Source organism: Streptomyces pseudoechinosporeus, from assembly GCF_054783935.1.
In genome coordinates this window covers 345,690-363,520 of the sequence record NZ_BAAGPS010000004.1, presented here as the reverse complement: position 1 = coordinate 363,520, position 17,831 = coordinate 345,690, and the positions used below count along the sequence as shown (strand labels likewise).

The 17,831-nt window shown below is 68.1% G+C and carries 14 protein-coding genes; 1 reads left to right on the top strand and 13 read right to left on the bottom strand.

Annotation, left to right across the window (positions count from 1 at the left end; genetic code table 11):
* Positions 1–9 precede the first annotated feature (9 nt).
* The 10 genes from ACYVO6_RS06235 to ACYVO6_RS06190 all read right to left on the bottom strand — a co-directional run bounded on the left by ACYVO6_RS06235 (position 10) and on the right by ACYVO6_RS06190 (position 13,706).
* Entirely contained in the window at positions 10–1,581 is a 1,572-nt protein-coding gene (locus ACYVO6_RS06235; protein ID WP_461058066.1) for a CYTH and CHAD domain-containing protein, read from the bottom strand.
* 152 nt (positions 1,582–1,733) lie between these two features.
* Positions 1,734–2,933 carry a rod shape-determining protein RodA gene (rodA, locus tag ACYVO6_RS06230; RefSeq protein WP_461058064.1) on the bottom strand — a complete coding sequence of 400 codons (1,200 nt, stop codon included), beginning with the start codon at positions 2,931–2,933 and terminating at the stop codon, positions 1,734–1,736.
* The gene (gene mrdA / locus ACYVO6_RS06225; protein WP_461058062.1) at positions 2,930–5,185 is read right to left on the bottom strand and encodes a penicillin-binding protein 2; all 2,256 of its coding nucleotides are present in this window, start codon (positions 5,183–5,185) and stop codon (positions 2,930–2,932) included. Before mrdA ends, rodA begins: the two co-directional genes overlap by 4 nt.
* Positions 5,186–5,268: 83 nt before the next feature.
* The gene (mreD, locus tag ACYVO6_RS06220; RefSeq protein ID WP_461058060.1) at positions 5,269–5,964 is read right to left on the bottom strand and encodes a rod shape-determining protein MreD; all 696 of its coding nucleotides are present in this window, start codon (positions 5,962–5,964) and stop codon (positions 5,269–5,271) included.
* A 13-nt stretch (positions 5,965–5,977) separates the two neighbouring features.
* Positions 5,978–6,931 (bottom strand): rod shape-determining protein MreC, encoded by a 954-nt coding sequence (gene mreC / locus ACYVO6_RS06215; protein WP_461058058.1) that lies wholly within the window; start codon positions 6,929–6,931, stop codon positions 5,978–5,980.
* 139 nt (positions 6,932–7,070) lie between these two features.
* Positions 7,071–8,090 (bottom strand): rod shape-determining protein, encoded by a 1,020-nt coding sequence (locus ACYVO6_RS06210; protein ID WP_361059281.1) that lies wholly within the window; start codon positions 8,088–8,090, stop codon positions 7,071–7,073.
* Between the two features lie 405 nt (positions 8,091–8,495).
* The gene (gene ndk / locus ACYVO6_RS06205) at positions 8,496–8,909 is read right to left on the bottom strand and encodes a nucleoside-diphosphate kinase (protein ID WP_033328051.1); all 414 of its coding nucleotides are present in this window, start codon (positions 8,907–8,909) and stop codon (positions 8,496–8,498) included.
* A gap of 204 nt (positions 8,910–9,113) precedes the next feature.
* On the bottom strand, positions 9,114–9,467 hold the full coding sequence (locus ACYVO6_RS06200) for a DUF4233 domain-containing protein (protein WP_461058055.1): 354 nt from the start codon (positions 9,465–9,467) through the stop codon (positions 9,114–9,116).
* 3 nt (positions 9,468–9,470) lie between these two features.
* Positions 9,471–10,979 (bottom strand): bifunctional tetrahydrofolate synthase/dihydrofolate synthase, encoded by a 1,509-nt coding sequence (gene folC / locus ACYVO6_RS06195; protein WP_461058053.1) that lies wholly within the window; start codon positions 10,977–10,979, stop codon positions 9,471–9,473.
* Positions 10,980–11,054: 75 nt separating this feature from the next.
* Positions 11,055–13,706 (bottom strand): valine--tRNA ligase, encoded by a 2,652-nt coding sequence (locus ACYVO6_RS06190; protein WP_461058051.1) that lies wholly within the window; start codon positions 13,704–13,706, stop codon positions 11,055–11,057.
* A gap of 136 nt (positions 13,707–13,842) precedes the next feature.
* On the opposite strand from ACYVO6_RS06190, the gene ACYVO6_RS06185 reads away from it, so the two are divergent.
* Positions 13,843–14,820, top strand: coding sequence for a hypothetical protein (locus tag ACYVO6_RS06185; protein WP_461058049.1), 978 nt, complete (start codon positions 13,843–13,845; stop codon positions 14,818–14,820).
* A gap of 38 nt (positions 14,821–14,858) precedes the next feature.
* Here ACYVO6_RS06185 and clpX read toward each other — a convergent pair whose 3' ends face one another.
* The 3 genes from clpX to ACYVO6_RS06170 form a co-directional block, all read right to left on the bottom strand.
* Positions 14,859–16,145, bottom strand: coding sequence for an ATP-dependent Clp protease ATP-binding subunit ClpX (gene clpX, locus ACYVO6_RS06180; protein WP_033328041.1), 1,287 nt, complete (start codon positions 16,143–16,145; stop codon positions 14,859–14,861).
* 170 nt (positions 16,146–16,315) lie between these two features.
* Positions 16,316–16,996, bottom strand: a complete 681-nt coding sequence (locus ACYVO6_RS06175; RefSeq protein WP_033328039.1) for an ATP-dependent Clp protease proteolytic subunit — start codon at positions 16,994–16,996, stop codon at positions 16,316–16,318.
* A gap of 110 nt (positions 16,997–17,106) precedes the next feature.
* Entirely contained in the window at positions 17,107–17,715 is a 609-nt protein-coding gene (locus ACYVO6_RS06170; protein ID WP_386353524.1) for an ATP-dependent Clp protease proteolytic subunit, read from the bottom strand.
* Positions 17,716–17,831 lie beyond the last annotated feature (116 nt).

The following is a 17,831-nucleotide window of genomic DNA, read 5'->3' as shown; positions in this document are numbered from 1 at the left end:
CCCTCAAGACTAACGCGTTCCCAGGAGCCCCCCGGCCGCAGCGAAGATCGTCCCCCAGGCTTCCGGCAGCGCCCGCTCGACGTCCGCCGCCCGCTGCTCCTCCCTGCCGTACAGCACGCCGTACGTGAAGGAGTTCTCGCCCGCCGCGTGGGCCTGGGTGGCGAGGTCACGCAGGGCGAGGCGGGTCATGACGCTGTCCTGGTGGTCGCCGAGAAGGCCCTGGAGGGACTTCATCGACTTGACCAGGTCGACGGCAGGTTCGCCGAGCGCCTTGGTGGCGGCCTCCGCCGCGTACCGGGTGCGCTTGGCCTTCTTGCGGGCCTCGTGGATCGCGAGGTCGCGGTCCGTGCCGGGCGGTGTGTCGATGGCCTGGACGACCAGGGCGGACAGCTTGGCGAAGTCGCCGCGGACGGCCTTGCCGATCGCCCGGTCGGGCGGGCCCGCGGCTGCCTTGAGGAGCGGCGGTTCGGCGACCAGGGAGTCGAGGGTGGCGAGCAGGTCGAGGTACCGCTTGCCGTCGAGGACCGCGATCAGCCGGCGGCGCGATCCGCCGCGCCGGGCGTGCGTCCAGGTGCGCAGGCGGGTGCGGACGGGACCGGTGACCAGAGTGCGCGGCAGCTCGTCGAGGGCCGCGGTCAGCCGCTCGGTCAGCACTTCCTGGTCGCGGTCGACGCCCAACTCCCCGGCCAGCCACTTGAGTTCGTCGCCGATCGGGTCGGTGACGGCCCGGTCCAGGACCTTGCCGTACGAGCGGAAGCTGCTGCGCAGCCGACGGGTGGCGACGCGCATCCGGTGCACGGAGTCGAATACGTCGCGTCGTACGGCCGGGTCGAGTTCGATGAGCGCGTCGCGCTGGGCGCGTACGTACGCGAGGACGTGGTCGCCCGCGGTGAGCGGCTCGGGCTCCTTGGTGACGATGGCCTTGGCGGCGGCCTTGGGCTTCTTGCGACCGGTCGGCCTGGTCTGCTCGGCCGGCCCGGCTTTCCCGGTCTCCGCCAGCGCTCTGGCCAGTTTGGACGCGGACTTGGAGCGGCTGATCCCGGCTTTGCGGAGCTTCTTCTCGACCTTGTCGAGGAAGGCGGGGTCGCCGTCGTCGGCCAGCTCCACCTCGATCTCGGTCCAGTCGGTGCTGCCGTCGCCGCCGCTGAGCCGCTCGGCGCGTACGCGGTCGACGCTGACCTCGGCGAGCAGTCCGCCGGAGGCGTCGACGAGGTGGCGGACGTCGCGCGCGGACTGGAGCCGTACGACGGGGAGCAGTTCGGCGTCACGTACCCGGGAGCGGACGAGTCCGGTCAGGCCGCGGGGCAGGGCGTCGGACAGTGGGGCGCGGATCTCGTCGCGTACGCCGTCGGAGACCGGCAGCTTCAGATGCCAGCCCGCGTCATCGCCTCCGGTACGGCGGCGCAGCGTGACGGACGCCGCGGCGAGCCGCTGGTCGGCCGTGTCGTAGTAGGTCGCGTCGAGTTCGGCGACGCCCTTGTCGATGACGCCGCTCACGCCGCTCACGCCGGTCAGGTCGGGAAGTCCCGCACTCTCACCGGCTTCGTACTTACGCTCGATCTCCCGCTTTGTGTCCGCCATGAACTGAATCTAGTCACGATTCCGCATCGGGGGCAGCCCCCAAAAGGCACCCGCTCGCCATCTGAGACGCATTTAACGTTCTTCTGGGCGTTACTTCGCGCTTGCCCCAGCAACAGCCCTGCCGACGCGATCCCCGCCTACGCGCTCTCTGTCTACGCTGACATCGGCCGCTGCACCCTGATCGACTGCAACAACCCCACAGCCACCCACACCGCGAACATCGACGACCCCCCGTACGACACGAAGGGCAGCGGCAGCCCGGCCACCGGCATGATCCCCAGCGTCATGCCCACGTTCTCGAAGGACTGGAACGCGAACCAGGCGATGATCCCGGCGGCGACGATCGTGCCGTACAGCTCGGTCGTCTCGCGGGCGATGCGGCAGGCGCGCCACAGGACGATGCCCAGCAGCAGGATGATCAGGCCGGCGCCGAGGAAGCCCAGCTCCTCGCCCGCGACCGTGAAGACGAAGTCCGTCTGCTGTTCGGGGACGAACTGGCCGGTGGTCTGCGAGCCGTTGCCGAGCCCGGTGCCGAAGAGTCCGCCCGAACCGATCGCGATGCGGGCCTGGTTGGTGTTGTAGCCGACGCCTGCCGGGTCGAGCTCGGGGTTGGCGAAGGCGGCGAAGCGGTTGATCTGGTACTCGTCGAGGATCTTGAGCTGCCAGACCGCGATCGCGCCGGCGGCGCCCGTGCCGATGAGGCCGAGCACCCAGCGGTTGGAGGCGCCGGAGGCGAGCAGTACGCCGAGCACGATGATCACCATGACCATGACCGAGCCGAGGTCGGGCATGAGCAGGACGATCAGTATCGGGACGGTGGCCAGGCCCAGGGCTTGCAGGACCGTGCGGTGGTCGGGGTAGGGCTTGTCGCCGGCGTCGACTCTGGCCGCGAGGAGCATCGCCATGCCGAGGATGATCGTGATCTTCACGAACTCCGAGGGCTGGAGCGAGAATCCGCCGGGCAGCTTGATCCACGCGTGGGAGCCGTTGATCGTGGCGCCGAGCGGGGTCAGCACCAGCAGGATCAGGAACACCGAGAGGCCGTAGAGGATCGGCACGGCCGTACGCAGTGTGCGATGGCCGAGCCAGACCGTGCCGATCATCAGGGCGAAGCCGATGCCCGTGTTGAGCAGGTGCCGGACCAGGAAGTAGTACGGGTCGCCCTGGTTGAGTTCGGTGCGGTTGCGGGTCGCCGAGTAGACGAGGGCCGCGCCGATCATGGACAGGGTGATGGCCGAGAGCAGTATCGGCCAGTCGAGCCGGCGCGCCAGCGAGTCGCGGGCGAACAGCCGGGCCCAGACGGAGCGTTCGGGCCCGTAGCCGGAGACGGAGAAGCCGTTCGCGCCGGTCATTCGGTGGTCCTCCGCCTCTTCCTGGAGCGATCGGCGCGCCGTCGGGTGTCGCGGTTGTTGCCGGTGTTCGGGGAGGGCACGGTGGCGGCCGGGTCGTCACCGGTCGCCGGCTGCGGGCTCTCCTGGGTGGCTTCCTCCTGCGGCACGTATTTCTTGATCTTCGGGGCGTCGATCGAACCGTCCGGCTGGATCTTCGGCAGGCTCTTCTGCGGCTTGGGCAGCAGGGCCTTCTTCTTGTCGATCTTGCCGTCGTCGGAGACGCCGTACAGCGCGTCGTAGATGTTGCGCACGGCGGGGCCGGAGGCGCCGGAGCCCGTACCACCCTGGGAGATGGTCATGACGACCGTGTATTCGTCGGTGTACGTGGTGAACCACGAGGTGGTCTGCTTGCCGTAGACCTCGGCAGTACCCGTCTTGGCGTGCATCGGGATCTTGTCCTGCGGCCAGCCGGCATCGGCGAAACGCCAGGCGGCCGTACCGCGGGTGGCGACTCCCTCGAGGGCTTCGTCTATCTCGCCGAGCGTCTGCTTCGACATCGGCAGTTTGCCGTGCGGCTTCGGGGCGATCTCCTGGACGCTCTTGCCGTCGGCGCTGACGATCGCCTTGCCGACGGTCGGGTCGTACATGGTGCCGCCGTTGGAGATCGCCGAGTAGATGGTGGCCATCTGGATCGGGGTGACGAGGGTGTCGCCCTGGCCGATGGAGTAGTTGACGGAGTCACCGGCGCGCAGCCTGTTGCCTTCGAGGCAGTTCTCGTACGCGATGCGCTCGGCGTAGTCGCCGTTCTTCTTGCCGGTCTTGCACCAGGAGTCCTTGTTGGCCTTCCAGTAGTCCTGCTTCCACTGGCGGTCGGGGACGCGCCCGGTGACCTCGTTCGGCAGGTCGATGCCGGTCTCCTTGCCGAGGCCGAACTGGTGGGCCGTCCTGTAGAACCAGTCGTTGGCGTTCTTCTTCGGCTTGTTGCCGCCGTCCCGCTTCCACTCCTCGTGGGAGAGCCGGTAGAAGACGGTGTCGCAGGAGACCTCGAGCGCGCGGCCCAGCGAGATCGGGCCGTACCCCTTGGACTCGAAGTTCTTGAAGACCTGGCTGCCGATGGAGTACGAGCTGGAGCACTCGTACGGGCCGTCGAAGGAGTAGCCGGCCTTGATCGCGGCGGCCGTCGGGATGACCTTGAAGACGGAGCCGGGGGCGGACTGGCCCTGAATCGCCCGGTTCAGCAGTGGGTAGTTGGACTTCTTGCCGGTGAGCTTGGCGTAGTCCTTGCCGGAGATGCCGCCGACCCAGGCGTTCGGGTCGTACGACGGGTTGGACGCCATGGAGACGATGCGGCCCGTCTTGGACTCCATCACCACGACGGCACCGGAGTCCGCCTTGTAGTTCGTGCCGGTGTTGTCGTCGAACTCCTTGCGGGCTTCCTTCATCGCCTTTTGCAGCTCGTACTCGGCGACGCGCTGGACCCGGGCGTCGATGCTGGTGACGAGGTTCGCGCCGGGCTCGGCCGGGTCGCTCTTGGCCTCGCCCATGACGCGGCCGAGGTTGTCGACCTCGTAGCGGGTGACGCCGGCCTTGCCGCGCAACTGCTGGTCGTACTGGCGCTCAAGGCCGGAGCGGCCGACCATGTCGGAGCGCAGGTACGGGGAGTTGGTGTGCTCGGCCTTGGTGATCTCCTCGTCCGTGACGGGCGAGAGATAGCCGAGGACCTGCGCGGTGTTGGCCTCACCGGGGGCCGCGTAACGGCGTACGGCCTGGGGTTCGGCGGTGATACCGGGGAAGTCCTCGGAGCGTTCGCGGATCTGGAGGGCCTGCTTGGGCGTGGCCTCGTCGGTGATGGGGATCGGCTGGTAGGGCGAGCCGTTCCAGCACGGCTGCGGCGTCTCGGAGTCGCACAGCCGCACCTTGTCCATGACGTCCTTGGGCTTCAGACCCAGCACGTCGGCGAGTTTGGTGAGTACCGCCTCGCCGTCGTCCTTCATCTTCAGCAGATCGGTACGGGAGGCGGAGACCACGAGCCGTGTCTCGTTGTCGGCGATCGGCACACCGCGCGCGTCGAGGATCGAGCCGCGTACGGCAGGGCTGACGACCTGTTGGACGTGGTTGCCGGACGCCTCCTTGGCGTAGGCGTCGCCCTCGCGGATCTGGAGGTACCAGAGGCGCCCGCCGAGGGTGGCGAGGAGGGAGAAGACGAGGATCTGGATGATGATGAGCCGGATCTGGACCCGTGGGGTCCGGCCGGTCTCGGGGATGTTGGTCACTGCGGCTGCCTCCCCCTCTCAGTGTGTGTATGTGTCATATCCGACGCACCTGTGAGACCCGGGGCCCGCCAACTTCCATGCGCTCACAGCCGCTTGACCCCCTTGATGCGTCCCGCGCGGGCGATGCGCGACTTCGTGGACTTCATGCGCAGGCCGGTGCGCTGACCGCCCAGGCGCAGGCCGCCGCGCTGACCGCCGAGGCGCCCGCCCGTGCCGGAGGACAGCCAGCCCGTGGAGACATCGGTCTTGGCGGAGGTGGTGGTCTCGGCGAGGGGGTCGTTGTCGGCGCGGCGGGCCAGATACATGATCCCGGGCACCACGAAGGGCGCGAGCAGCAGGTCGTACAGCGCGGCCGTGAACAGCAGGCTGCCCAGGCCCACATGACGCGCGGCGGTGTCACCGACGAGGGCCCCGACTCCCGCGTACAGCAGCGTGGACCCGATCGCCGAGGCGACGACCACGACCATCGGACCGGTCGCGGATCTGATCTGGCCCTTGTCGGGCTTGGCGAGCCCCGCGAGGTAGCCGATGACGCACAGTACGAGCGCGTAGCGCCCGGCGGCATGGTCGGCGGGTGGCGCGAGGTCGGCGAGCAGTCCGGCGCCGAAGCCGACGAGGGCGCCGCCGACGTGGCCGTACACCAGGGCTAGGCCGAGCACGGTGAGCAGCAGCAAGTCCGGTACGGCGCCCGGGAGTTGGAGGCGGGCGAGGATGGTCACCTGGATCACCAGGGCGACGATCACCAGGGTGGTGGAGAGCAGCATTCGGTTGAAGCGCATGCGGGTTCAGCTCCTACTGCTCTTGCTGCTCTTGGGGCAGGCCGTCGGCGGGCACCTCGGCCGACGGGGTGACCGTCACGGTCACCGTCGGCCTGGGGGTCGGCTTGGGTTTGGGCGGGAGCACCTGGTCGCGCGGGTCCCTGGGCGGGGCCTTGGTGACGACGCCGACGACGTCGAGCTTGCTGAAGCCGACGTACGGCTCGACGTAGATGGTGCGGGTCAGATCGCCGCCGGAGGGGTCGACGCGGGAGACGACACCGACGGGTACGCCGGGCACGAACGGCTTGTCGGCCTGGGAGCCGAAGGTGACCAGGCGGTCCCCCTTCTTGATCTTGGCCTTGCCGTTGAGCATCTCCACGCGCAGCGGCCGGTCGCCCTGGCCGGAGGCGAAGCCGAGTTCGTCGGTGGACTCCATACGCGTACCGACCGTGAAGTCCGGGTCGCTGGCGAGGAGCACGGTGGCGGTGTTGGGCCCGACAGTCGTCACCCGCCCGACGAGACCGTCCCCGTTCAGGACAGTCATGTCGCGCTGGATGCCGTCGTTCGCGCCGACGTCGATGGTGACGGTCCAGGAGAAACCCTGGGCCGCTCCTATCGCGATGACTTCGGCGCCCTTGATGCCGTACTGCCCGGCGCCCGCCGTCTTCAGGATCTTGTCGAGCTGCTTGAGCCGGCTGCGGTTACGGTCGTCGCTGCCCAGCTCCGCCTTCAACGCGGCGTTGTCCCGCTCCAGTTGGGCGATACGGTCGTGCCGGTCGCCGGAGTCGCGGATCGCTGCGATCGCGTTGCCGACGGGGTCGACCGCGGAGGACACCCCGTTCTCGATCGGGCCGAAGACCGTGGCGGCGGCCGAGCGGGCCCCGTCGACGGGTGAGTCCTCGCCGCCGCGGATATCCACCGTGATCAAAGCGAACGCGATGGCGATCAGCAGCACCAGGAGCAGCCGGCTCTCTCGTGTGTCCCTCACGTGCGGCGGCCGTGCCTTCCTCGTCGGATTCGTGTGGGGCTCCCCGAGGCCGGGGCGCTATGGGGGAGCTTATGTCTCTATATCAACGCTCCGCCGCACGAGAAGAGATCGTCTCGTACGGCGGAATCGAAGAGTTACGTCATCTGCGGGGCTGGGCGTCCAGCACCTGCTGGAGCGCCTCGAACTCCTCTACGCACTTGCCGGAACCGAGCGCCACGCTGTCCAGCGGATCCTCGGCGATATGGATCGGCATACCGGTCTCGCGCCGCAGCCGCTCGTCGAGCCCGCGCAGCAGCGCACCGCCACCCGTAAGGACGATCCCGCGGTCCATGACGTCACCGGAGAGCTCCGGAGGACACTTGTCGAGGGTCGTCTTGACCGCGTCGACGATCGCGTTGACCGGCTCTTCTATGGCCTTCCGTACTTCGGCGGCGGAGATGACGACGGTCTTCGGCAGACCGGAGACGAGGTCCCGGCCGCGGATTTCGGTGTGCTGGTCATCGTCGAGGTCGTAGGCCGAGCCGATCGTGATCTTGATCTGCTCGGCCGTTCGCTCACCGAGGAGGAGCGAGTACTCCTTCTTGATGTGCTGGATGATCGCGTTGTCCAACTCGTCGCCCGCGACGCGGATGGACTGCGCCGTGACAATTCCGCCGAGCGAGATGACCGCGACCTCGGTGGTGCCGCCGCCGATGTCCACCACCATGTTGCCCGTGGCCTCGTGGACCGGCAGTCCGGAGCCGATGGCCGCGGCCATCGGCTCCTCGATGATGTGCACCTGGCGCGCACCGGCCTGCGAGGAAGCCTCGATGACGGCGCGCCGCTCGACGCCCGTGATCCCGGAGGGGACACAGACGACAACCCGAGGACGGGCGAGATACCTCCGCTTGTGGATCTTCAGAATGAAGTAGCGGAGCATCCGCTCGGTGATCTCGAAGTCGGCGATGACACCGTCCTTCAGCGGGCGCACAGCGACGATGTTGCCGGGGGTCCGGCCGATCATCTTCTTCGCTTCGGCACCGACCGCGAGGATGCCACCGGTGTTGGTGTTGATCGCGACGACGGACGGCTCATTGAGTACGATCCCTCGACCCCTGACGTACACCAGCGTGTTGGCGGTCCCGAGGTCGACAGCCATGTCACGGCCGATGAACGACATTGAGTTCCCCATCAGGATTCGTCTGGCCTTCCCAAGTGGAGCTTTTGATGGCTTGTTAGGTCGGCGAGGGTGAGCGCTGTGACGTGAAGGCTTCCATCGTAGTCTCGCCTGCACCGAACACCGCGCGAGGGTCTTCGCCATTGTCAGCAGATGATGTGCCGCCTCGCTTGTGGAGACGAGCCAATGGGGCCATGCGTTCCCCCGATCGGCACGCATATGCCAGGCCCTGGCCGCTTTTTTGCGGCAGGGCCTGGCCAGATACGACTCTGGATTGACGCAGCGTCAGAAAATCTTCATGTACGCCGGGTGGGTGGCCGCCGTGTCGCGGGGGAACGCGGTCGGGCGGTGATCAGGTCCGGCTGATCAGGTCCGGCTGATCAGGTCCGGCTGATCAGGTCAGTCTGATCAGGTCAGGCCGGGGAAGAAGATCTTCAGTTCGCGCTCGGCGGACTCCTCGGAGTCCGAGGCGTGGATCAGGTTCTCGCGGACGATCACGCCGAAGTCCCCGCGGATGGAACCGGGCGCCGCCGCGATGGGGTCCGTCGGCCCCGCGAGCGCGCGTACCCCCTCGATGACCCGCTCCCCCTCGACGACCAGAGCGACCACGGGACCGGAGGCCATAAAGGCGACCAGCGGCTCGTAGAAGGGCTTGCCCTTGTGCTCGCCGTAGTGGAGCTCCAGGGTCTCCTGATCCAGGTTCCGCAACTCCAGCGCGGTGATCTGCCAGCCGGCCTTGCGCTCGATACGGCTGATGATCTCGCCGGTCAGGCCACGACGAACCGCATCGGGCTTGAGAAGGACGAGGGTGCGCTGGCTCACGTGGGAACTCCTTCGACAACAGATGTGCGGATCACTGAGATTACAGGGCATACGTGGGGGCTGCGCCCCTTCAGGGGCGCGGGGAACTGCGCGACCAGCCACGACCGGCCCGCAGCCGAAGCACGACCCCTCAAGGGGGCCTGGGGGCGCAGCCCCCAGTTTCGGGAAGGGGCGGGGCTGGGGAAAAAGCCCCCCCGCAGGCGACTACGCCGCCTTGTGCCCCTGCTCAGCCTGCGCAGCAAACCGCGCCTTCGCCTCATCCACCTTCCGCCCGTAATGGACCGAGGCCCACCACAGCGCGGCAAAGATCGCCCCCAAGAGGAACATCGTCGGCACGACGAACCCGGACGCGATCAGCGCGATCTGCAGGGCCCAGCCCAGCTGAACACCCCCCGGCCGCGTCACCATCCCGCACAGCAGCACGCACAGCAGCATCGCGACGCCACTCACCGTCCAGACCGTGGTCATGGACAGATCGGGATCCTTCATGGCGACAAGGCCGGCGAAGCCGATGACGAAGACCTCACCGATCAGCGTCGAAGCGCAGAGCGTACGCACAGCTCAGCCCCTCCCCAACAGCAGTCGGGCCTCGCCCACGGTGATGACGGAACCGGTGACGAGAACGCCCCCGCCCGCGAACTCACCCTCCTCCTCGGCCAGCGTGATCGCGGCTTCCAGGGCGTCGTCGAGCCGTGGCTCCACCTGAACCCGCTCCTCACCGAACACCTCGACGGCCAGCGCGGCCAACGCATCCGCGTCCATCGCCCGATGACTGGAGTTCTGCGTGATCACCACCTCGGCGAAGATCGGCTCGAAGGCCTCCAGCAGACCTCGTACGTTCTTGTCGCCGCTCATGCCGACCACCCCGATCAGCCGGCTGAAGTCGAACACCTCACTGACGCCTTCGGCGGTCGCACGGGCACCCGCCGGATTGTGCGCGGCATCCAGTACAACGGTCGGCGACCGCCGCACGACCTCCATCCGCCCCGGCGCGGCAACCGCCGCGAACGCCTTGCGGACCGTGTCGATATCGAGCCGCTCGGCCCGCGCCGCGCCCACACCGAAGAACGCCTCCACCGCGGCGAGCGCGACGGCCGCGTTGTGCGCCTGGTACGCGCCGTGCACCGGCAGGAACACCTCTTCGTATTCCCCGCCGAGCCCACGCAATGTCAACATCTGCCCGCCGACAGCCAGTTGACGCGATACGACCCCGAACTCCAGCCCTTCGCGGGCGACCGTCGCATCGACCTCGACGGCCTTCTTCAGCATCACCTGCGCCGCGTCGACCGGCTGCTGGGCCAGAATCACGGTCGCACCTTGCTTGACGATGCCCGCCTTCTCCGTGGCGATCTCGCCGGGCGTGGTGCCCAGCCGGTCCGTGTGGTCCAGATCGATGGGGGTCACCACGGCGACATCACCGTCGATCACGTTCGTGGCGTCCCAGCTGCCGCCCATACCCACCTCGACAACGGCCACATCGACCGGCGCGTCCGCGAACGCCGCGTACGCCATCCCGGTCAGCACCTCGAAGAAGGACAGCCGGAACTCCTGCTGCCCGTCCACCATCTCGACGTACGGCTGAATGTCCCGGTACGTCTCCACGAACCGCTCGGCGTCCATCGGCGCGCCGTCCAGGCTGATCCGCTCGGTGATCGACTGGACGTGCGGCGAGGTGTACCGCCCGGTGCGCAGTTCGAAGGCGCCGAGCAGCGCCTCGATCATGCGGGCCGTGGACGTCTTGCCGTTCGTCCCCGTGATGTGGATCGAGGGGTACGAGCGCTGCGGCTCCCCCAGTACGTCCATCAGCGCAGCGATCCGCGTGACCGACGGCTCCAGCTTCGTCTCACCCCACCGCGTGGCCAACTCGGCCTCGACCTCGCGCAACGCCTTGTCGACCTCGGGATCGGCCGGCCGCGCGGGAATATCGGCCTCCGGCGGCCCGCCCTGCGCACGCAGGGTACGGCTGCCGGCCTCGATCACCGCGAGATCGGGATCGCGGTCGGTCTCCGCACCGACGATCTCGTCGAAGGGGTCGGGCTCGCTGCTGTGGTCTGGGGGGAGCTCACTCACGGGGCCCAGTCTACGTTTCAGCAAAAGGCGCCCGAAGCCTTCCAGCTCCGGGCGCCTTCCACCACGTAACACCGTCTAGCCCTGCGGCAACCGCTCCAACTGGGCCTGAATCCGCGCGATGTCTTCCCCCGCCTTGGCAAGCCGCGTACGGATCTTGTCCACGACCTGCTCCGGGGCCTTCGCGAGAAACGCCTCGTTGCCCAGCTTCGCCTCGGCCTGCTGGCGCTCCTTCTGTGCGGCGGCGAGATCCTTCGCGAGCCGCTTCCGCTCGGCGGCCACGTCGATCGTGCCGGAGAGATCCAGCGCGACCTGCGCGCCCGCGACCGGCAGCGTCGCCGTGGCCGCGAAGCCCTCGCCCTCAGGCTGGAGGCGCAGCAGCTGGCGGATGGCCGCCTCGTGCGGGGCCAGGGCGGTCCCGTCGAGCGTCAGCCGGGCCGGGACACGCTGGCCGGGCTGGAGCCCCTGGTCGGCGCGGAAGCGGCGGACCTCCGTGATGACTTGCTGAAGCGTCTCGATCTCCCGCTCGGCCGCCGTGTCACGGAACCCGCCCGGGGCGTCAGCCCCAGGAACAAGCACAGCGGCCGGCCAGCCCGCGATCACGACGGACTCGCCGCCCGTGAGGGTGGTCCACAGCGTCTCCGTGACGAACGGAACGATCGGATGCAGCAGCCGCAGCGTGACGTCCAGGACCTCACCCAGGACCCGCTTGCTGGCGTCGGCTGCCGCGCCGCCCGCGTTGAACGTCGTCTTGGACAGCTCGACGTACCAGTCGAAGACCTCGTCCCACGCGAAGTGGTAGAGGGAGTCGGAGAGCTTGGCGAACTGGAAGTCGTCGTAGAACGCGTCGACTTCGGCGACGGTCTCGTTGAGGCGGGACAGGATCCACCGGTCCGTCGCCGACATCTCGGACGGGTCCGGGAGCGGGCCCTCGACCGTCGCGCCGTTCATCAGCGCGAAGCGCGTGGCGTTCCAGATCTTGTTGGCGAAGTTCCGGGAGGCCTGGACCCAGTCCTCGCCGATCGGCACGTCCGCGCCCGGGTTGGCGCCGCGGGCGAGCGTGAAGCGGACGGCGTCGGAGCCGTACGCGTCCATCCAGTCCAGCGGGTCGACCGAGTTGGGGTTCGACTTGGACATCTTCTTGCCGTGCTCGTCACGGACGAGACCGGTCAGCGCGATGGTCTTGAACGGAGCCTCGCCGTCCATCGCGTACAGACCGAACATCATCATCCGGGCGACCCAGAAGAAGATGATGTCGTGCCCGGTGAGCAGGACGTCCGTCGGATAGAACTTCTCGAGGTCCGGCGTCCGCTCCGGCCAGCCGAGCGTGGAGAACGGCCACAGGCCGGAGGAGAACCAGGTGTCGAGGACGTCGGTGTCCTGGGTCCAGCCGTCGCCGCTCGGGGGCTGCTCGTCGGGGCCGACGCAGACGACCTCGCCGTTCGGCCCGTACCAGACAGGGATCCGGTGGCCCCACCACAGCTGGCGCGAGATGCACCAGTCGTGCATGTTGTCGACCCAGTCGAAGTAGCGCTTCGACATCTCCTTCGGGTGGATCTCCACCCGTCCGTCACGGACGGCGTCACCCGCCGCCTGCGCGAGCGGGCCGACCTTGACCCACCACTGAAGGGACAGTCGCGGCTCGATGGTGGTCTTGCAGCGCGAGCAGTGGCCGACGGAGTGGACGTACGGACGCTTCTCGGCGACGATCCGGCCCTGCTCGCGCAGCGCGGCGACGATCGTGGATCGGGCCTCGAAGCGGTCGAGCCCCTGGAACGGGCCGTGGACGGTGATGACGCCGCGCTCGTCCATGACCGTCAGCGACTCCAGGCCGTGCCGCTGGCCGATCTCGAAGTCGTTCGGATCGTGCGCGGGCGTCACCTTGACGGCGCCGGTGCCGAACTCGGGGTCGACGTGCGTGTCCGCGACGACGGGGATGGTGCGGTCGGTGAGCGGCAGCTTGATCCGTTTCCCGATCAGGTGCTGGTAGCGCTCGTCCTCGGGGTGAACGGCCACGGCGGTGTCACCGAGCATCGTCTCGGCCCGGGTGGTGGCGACGACCAGAGTCTCCTCGCCCTCCCCGTACTTGATGGAGACGAGCTCGCCGTCGTCGTCCTGGTACTCGACCTCGATGTCCGAGATGGCGGTGAGGCAACGGGGACACCAGTTGATGATGCGCTCGGCGCGGTAGATCAACTCGTCGTCGTACAGCTTCTTGAAGATGGTCTGGACGGCGTGGGACAGCCCCTCGTCCATGGTGAACCGCTCGCGGCTCCAGTCGACGCCGTCGCCCAGCCGCCGCATCTGGCCGAGGATCCGGCCGCCGTACTCTTCCTTCCACTGCCAGACGCGCGAGACGAACTCCTCGCGCCCGAGGTCATGGCGGGACTTGCCTTCCTCCGCGAGCTGCTGCTCGACCTTGTTCTGCGTGGCGATACCGGCGTGGTCCATGCCGGGCAGCCACAGCGACTCGTACCCCTGCATGCGCTTACGGCGCGTGAGGGCGTCCATGAGCGTGTGCTGGAAGGCGTGGCCCAGGTGGAGCGAGCCGGTGACGTTCGGCGGCGGGATGACGATGGTGTACGGCGGCTTGTCGCTCTTCGCGTCGGCGCCGAAGTAACCCCGCTCTACCCAGCGCTCGTACAGCTTCCCCTCTACCTCGGCCGGCGCGTACTGGGTCGGCAGTTCGGGGGTGTTGGCTGGCGGCTGCTGCTGAGCGTTCTCGGTCACGGGGTCAGTTTAGAGGTGTTACGGACCCGTCCCGAAACCGGATTGTTTGGTAACGGTGGGACCCCCGGTGCTCCGCGCGGGCGCTCCTTACGCCAGGATGTTCGGATCGCATAAGTATCTGGAGGGGAACCCAGAAATGAGCTACAACCAGCCGGGCCCGTACGGCGGGCAGCCCCAGCAGCCTGGACCGTACGGTCAGCCGGCCGGCCAGCCCGGCCCCTACGGCCAGCCGCCGCAGGCCCCGCAGCCCGGCTACGGCTACCCGCAGCAGGCTCCTCCGCAGCAGCCGGGCTATGGGTACCCCCAGCAGACGCCTCCCGGGGCCCCGCCCCAGCAGCCCGGCTACGGCCAGCAGCCGCCGTACGGCCAGCAGCCCCCGCCCTACAGCATGCCGCAGCCGTCCGCTCCCGGCGGCGGCAAGAAGAAGACGGGGATCATCATCGGCGCGGTGGCGGTCGTGGCCGCGATCGCGGTGGGCGCGTACTTCGTGATCGGCGGGGGCGGCGGCGGTTCCTCGGACGTGGCGGACGACGGCCCGCACAAGCTGACCACGCCGGCGACGGTACTCAGCGGTGAGTACAAGAAGGGCGAGGACGGGGCCGACAGCGGCGGGTTCAGCAAGGATGACCTCAAGGATGCGGAGAAGCACGGCGTCACGAACCCCAAGGACATCGACGCCACCTACCAGGCCGGGGACGAGAGCAATCCGCTCGCCATGAAGATGCTCCAGTTCATGGGCGTCTACGGCGAGATCGACGACCCGGAGAAGGTCGTCGACGCCATGTTCGCCGAGCTGAAGACGAACTCCGCCAAGGACGAGGAAACCGAGGCCCAGGTCGTCGGAAGCCCGAAGAGCTACGAGCCCAGCGGTCTGGACGGCGCGATCCTGAAGTGCCAGGAGACCAAGTTCAAGAACGACGAGGCCGAGGCGGGCGACCCGGCCTCCGGGCCCGCGGAGATGAGCATGCCGGTGTGCATCTGGGGTGACCACAGCACGCTTGGCGTCGTCATCAACATCGACCTGGCCGACGCCATGGCAGGCAAGAGCGCCGACCTCCAAGACGCCGCCGACATCACGGCCAAGTTCCGCAAGGAAGTCCGCGTCAAGATCTGACGCCGCGCATCGACGCCGCATCGTACGCCTGCCGACGGCTACGCCGTCTTCTGCTCCCCCGGGCCCCGCCCACGGGCGTCCCGCGGGATCAGCGTCGGGTTGACGTTCGAGAGGACGACGTCCGCTGTGATGACGACTCGGCCGACGTCCTTGCGGGACGGGACCTCGTACATCACCGACTGGAGGACCTCTTCCATGATGGCGCGCAGGCCACGGGCGCCGGTCTGCCTCAAGATGGCCTGGTCGGCGATGGCTTCGAGGGCCTCGCGCTCGAAGTCCAGCTCCACGCCGTCGAGTTCGAAGAGGCGCTGGTACTGCTTCACGAGCGCGTTGCGCGGCTCCACCAGGATCTGGAGAAGCGCCTCGCGGTCGAGGTTGTGCACGCTCGTGATGACCGGGAGGCGGCCGATGAACTCCGGGATCATGCCGAACTTGACCAGGTCCTCGGGCATGACGTCCTCGAACTGGTCCTTCTCCTCCAGCTCGCGCTTCGAGCGGATCGTCGCGCCGAAGCCGATGCCCTTCGCGCCCGCGCGGGACTCGATGAGCTTCTCCAGGCCGGCGAAGGCGCCGCCCACGATGAACAGGACGTTCGTCGTGTCGATCTGGATGAACTCCTGGTGGGGGTGCTTGCGTCCACCCTGGGGCGGGACCGAGGCCGTCGTGCCTTCGAGGATCTTCAGCAGCGCCTGCTGGACACCCTCGCCGCTCACGTCCCGCGTGATCGACGGGTTCTCGCTCTTGCGGGCCACCTTGTCGATCTCGTCGATGTAGATGATCCCGGTCTCGGCCTTCTTGACGTCGTAGTCCGCGGCCTGGATGAGCTTCAACAGGATGTTCTCGACGTCCTCGCCGACATACCCCGCCTCCGTCAGCGCCGTCGCGTCGGCGATGGCGAAGGGGACGTTCAGCATGCGCGCCAGGGTCTGGGCGAGCAGGGTCTTGCCGGAGCCCGTGGGGCCGAGGAGCAGGATGTTCGACTTCGCCAACTCGATGGCGTCGTCGCGGTTCTGCCCCGTGCTGTTCTCGCCGGCCTGGACCCGCTTGTAGTGGTTGTACACCGCGACGGAGAGGGCCTTCTTCGCCGACTCCTGGCCGACGACGTATCCCTCGAGGAACTCGTAGATCTCGCGGGGCTTGGGGAGTTCCTCCCAGCGGACCTCGCTCGTTTCCGCCAGCTCTTCCTCGATGATCTCGTTGCAGAGATCGATGCACTCGTCGCAGATGTACACACCGGGGCCTGCGATGAGCTTCTTGACCTGCTTCTGGCTCTTGCCACAGAACGAGCACTTGAGCAGATCGCCGCCGTCACCGATGCGTGCCACGGTGTGCTTCCCCTTCGCCTGGGAGACGCCTAGGTCCAGCGGCTCCTGGTGCTGCCTTATGTCCGACGGTACCTTGCCGAGCCCCCCGTTCGGGCCCCCCTTGGCGCGGTTCACTTTGACGCGTACGGCGCCAAACCGTGCCAAGGGGCGGCTGACGATACAGCGCTACGTCACGCGACCGCGGCGTTGTTCATCTTCCGGGTCGAGATGATCTGGTCGATCAGACCGTACGAGAGCGCGTCCTCAGCAGTGAGGATCTTGTCGCGCTCGATGTCCTCACGGATCTTCTCGATCGGCGTCGTGGAGTGCTTGGCCAGCAGTTCCTCCAGCTGGGCGCGCATCCGGAGGATCTCGTTCGCCGCGATCTCCAGGTCGGAGACCTGGCCACGGCCCGTCTCGCTGTAGGGCTGGTGGATCAGCACGCGGGCGTTGGGCAGCGCCATGCGCTTGCCCGGCGTACCGGCGGCGAGCAGGATCGCGGCGGCGGAGGCCGCCTGGCCCATGCAGACCGTCTGGACGTCCGGCTTCACGAACTGCATCGTGTCGTAAATCGCCGTAAGCGCCGTGAAGGAGCCGCCGGGGCTGTTGATGTAGACCGAGATGTCACGGTCGGGGTCCATCGACTCCAGGCACAGCAGCTGCGCCATGACGTCGTTGGCGGAGGCGTCGTCGATCTGCACGCCGAGGAAGATCACGCGCTCCTCGAAGAGCTTCGCGTACGGGTCGTACTCGCGCACGCCCTGCGAGGTGCGCTCGACGAAGCGCGGGATGACGTAGCGGGACTCCGCGCGGGGGCCGGTGTACTCGGCCTCCGTGCGGGCGTAGAGGCCGCTGCCGGGGAAGTCGTTCACTGTGTCTCCTGGGAGCCTGAAAAGAGCTGAGGCGGTCGGCTGGGGGCTCGGAAGGCTTATGTCGGCTGCGCTCGGGGCCGCGGCTGGGCTGCCCGTGGGCGCAAGCCGGCCTAGGCCGCTCCGGTGCCTCCGCCGCCCGGCATACCGGCAGCGGTGGGCATGATGTCGTCGATCAGGCCGTACTCCTTGGCCTCGATCGGGTCGAACCAGCGGTCCCGGTCCGAGTCGCGGGTGACCTGGTCCACGGTCTGGCCGGTGTGGAAGGCGGTCAGCTCCGCCATCCGCTTCTTGGTGTGCAGCAGCCGCTCGGCGTGGATCTTGATGTCCGACGCGGAACCGGCGAGGCCGGCCGAGGGCTGGTGGATCAGGATCTCGGCATTCGGCAGGGCGAAGCGCTTGCCCGGGGTGCCCGCGCTCAGCAGGAACTGGCCCATGGAAGCCGCCATGCCCATGGCGATGGTCACCACGTCGTTCTGGATGTACTGCATGGTGTCGTAGATCGCCATGCCGGCCGTGATCGATCCGCCGGGGCTGTTGATGTACAGGAAGATGTCCTTGTCCGGGTCGGCGGCAAGGAGCAGCAGCTGTGCGGTGATCTTGTTCGCAATGTCGTCGTCGACCGGCTGGCCGAGGAAGATGATCCGCTCACCGAGCAGCCGGTTGTAGACCTGGTCGCCGAGGCCACCACCGATGGAGGGCTCGCCGGCGGCTGAAGGCATCAGATTCGTCACGTATCCACCTGCTCGTCTTGTTGACGGCGCCGGGGCCGTCTCACGTGTTCTGCCGGGGCGGGGGGCCGTCCGGCGGTTTATCGGGACTCCCCTGCCCTCGTACT

Excerpts from the sequence above, each read along its gene's own strand:
- ACYVO6_RS06235 (WP_461058066.1), bottom strand. The coding sequence starts at position 1,581 with ATGGCGGACACAAAGCGGGAGATCGAGCGTAAGTACGAAGCCGGTGAG.
- rodA (WP_461058064.1), bottom strand. The coding sequence starts at position 2,933 with ATGACCGGCGCGAACGGCTTCTCCGTCTCCGGCTACGGGCCCGAACGC.
- mreD (WP_461058060.1), bottom strand. The coding sequence starts at position 5,964 with ATGCGCTTCAACCGAATGCTGCTCTCCACCACCCTGGTGATCGTCGCC.
- ACYVO6_RS06185 (WP_461058049.1), top strand. The coding sequence starts at position 13,843 with ATGAGCTACAACCAGCCGGGCCCGTACGGCGGGCAGCCCCAGCAGCCT.
- ACYVO6_RS06210 (WP_361059281.1), bottom strand. The coding sequence starts at position 8,090 with ATGTCGTTCATCGGCCGTGACATGGCTGTCGACCTCGGGACCGCCAAC.
- ACYVO6_RS06170 (WP_386353524.1), bottom strand. The coding sequence starts at position 17,715 with ATGCCTTCAGCCGCCGGCGAGCCCTCCATCGGTGGTGGCCTCGGCGAC.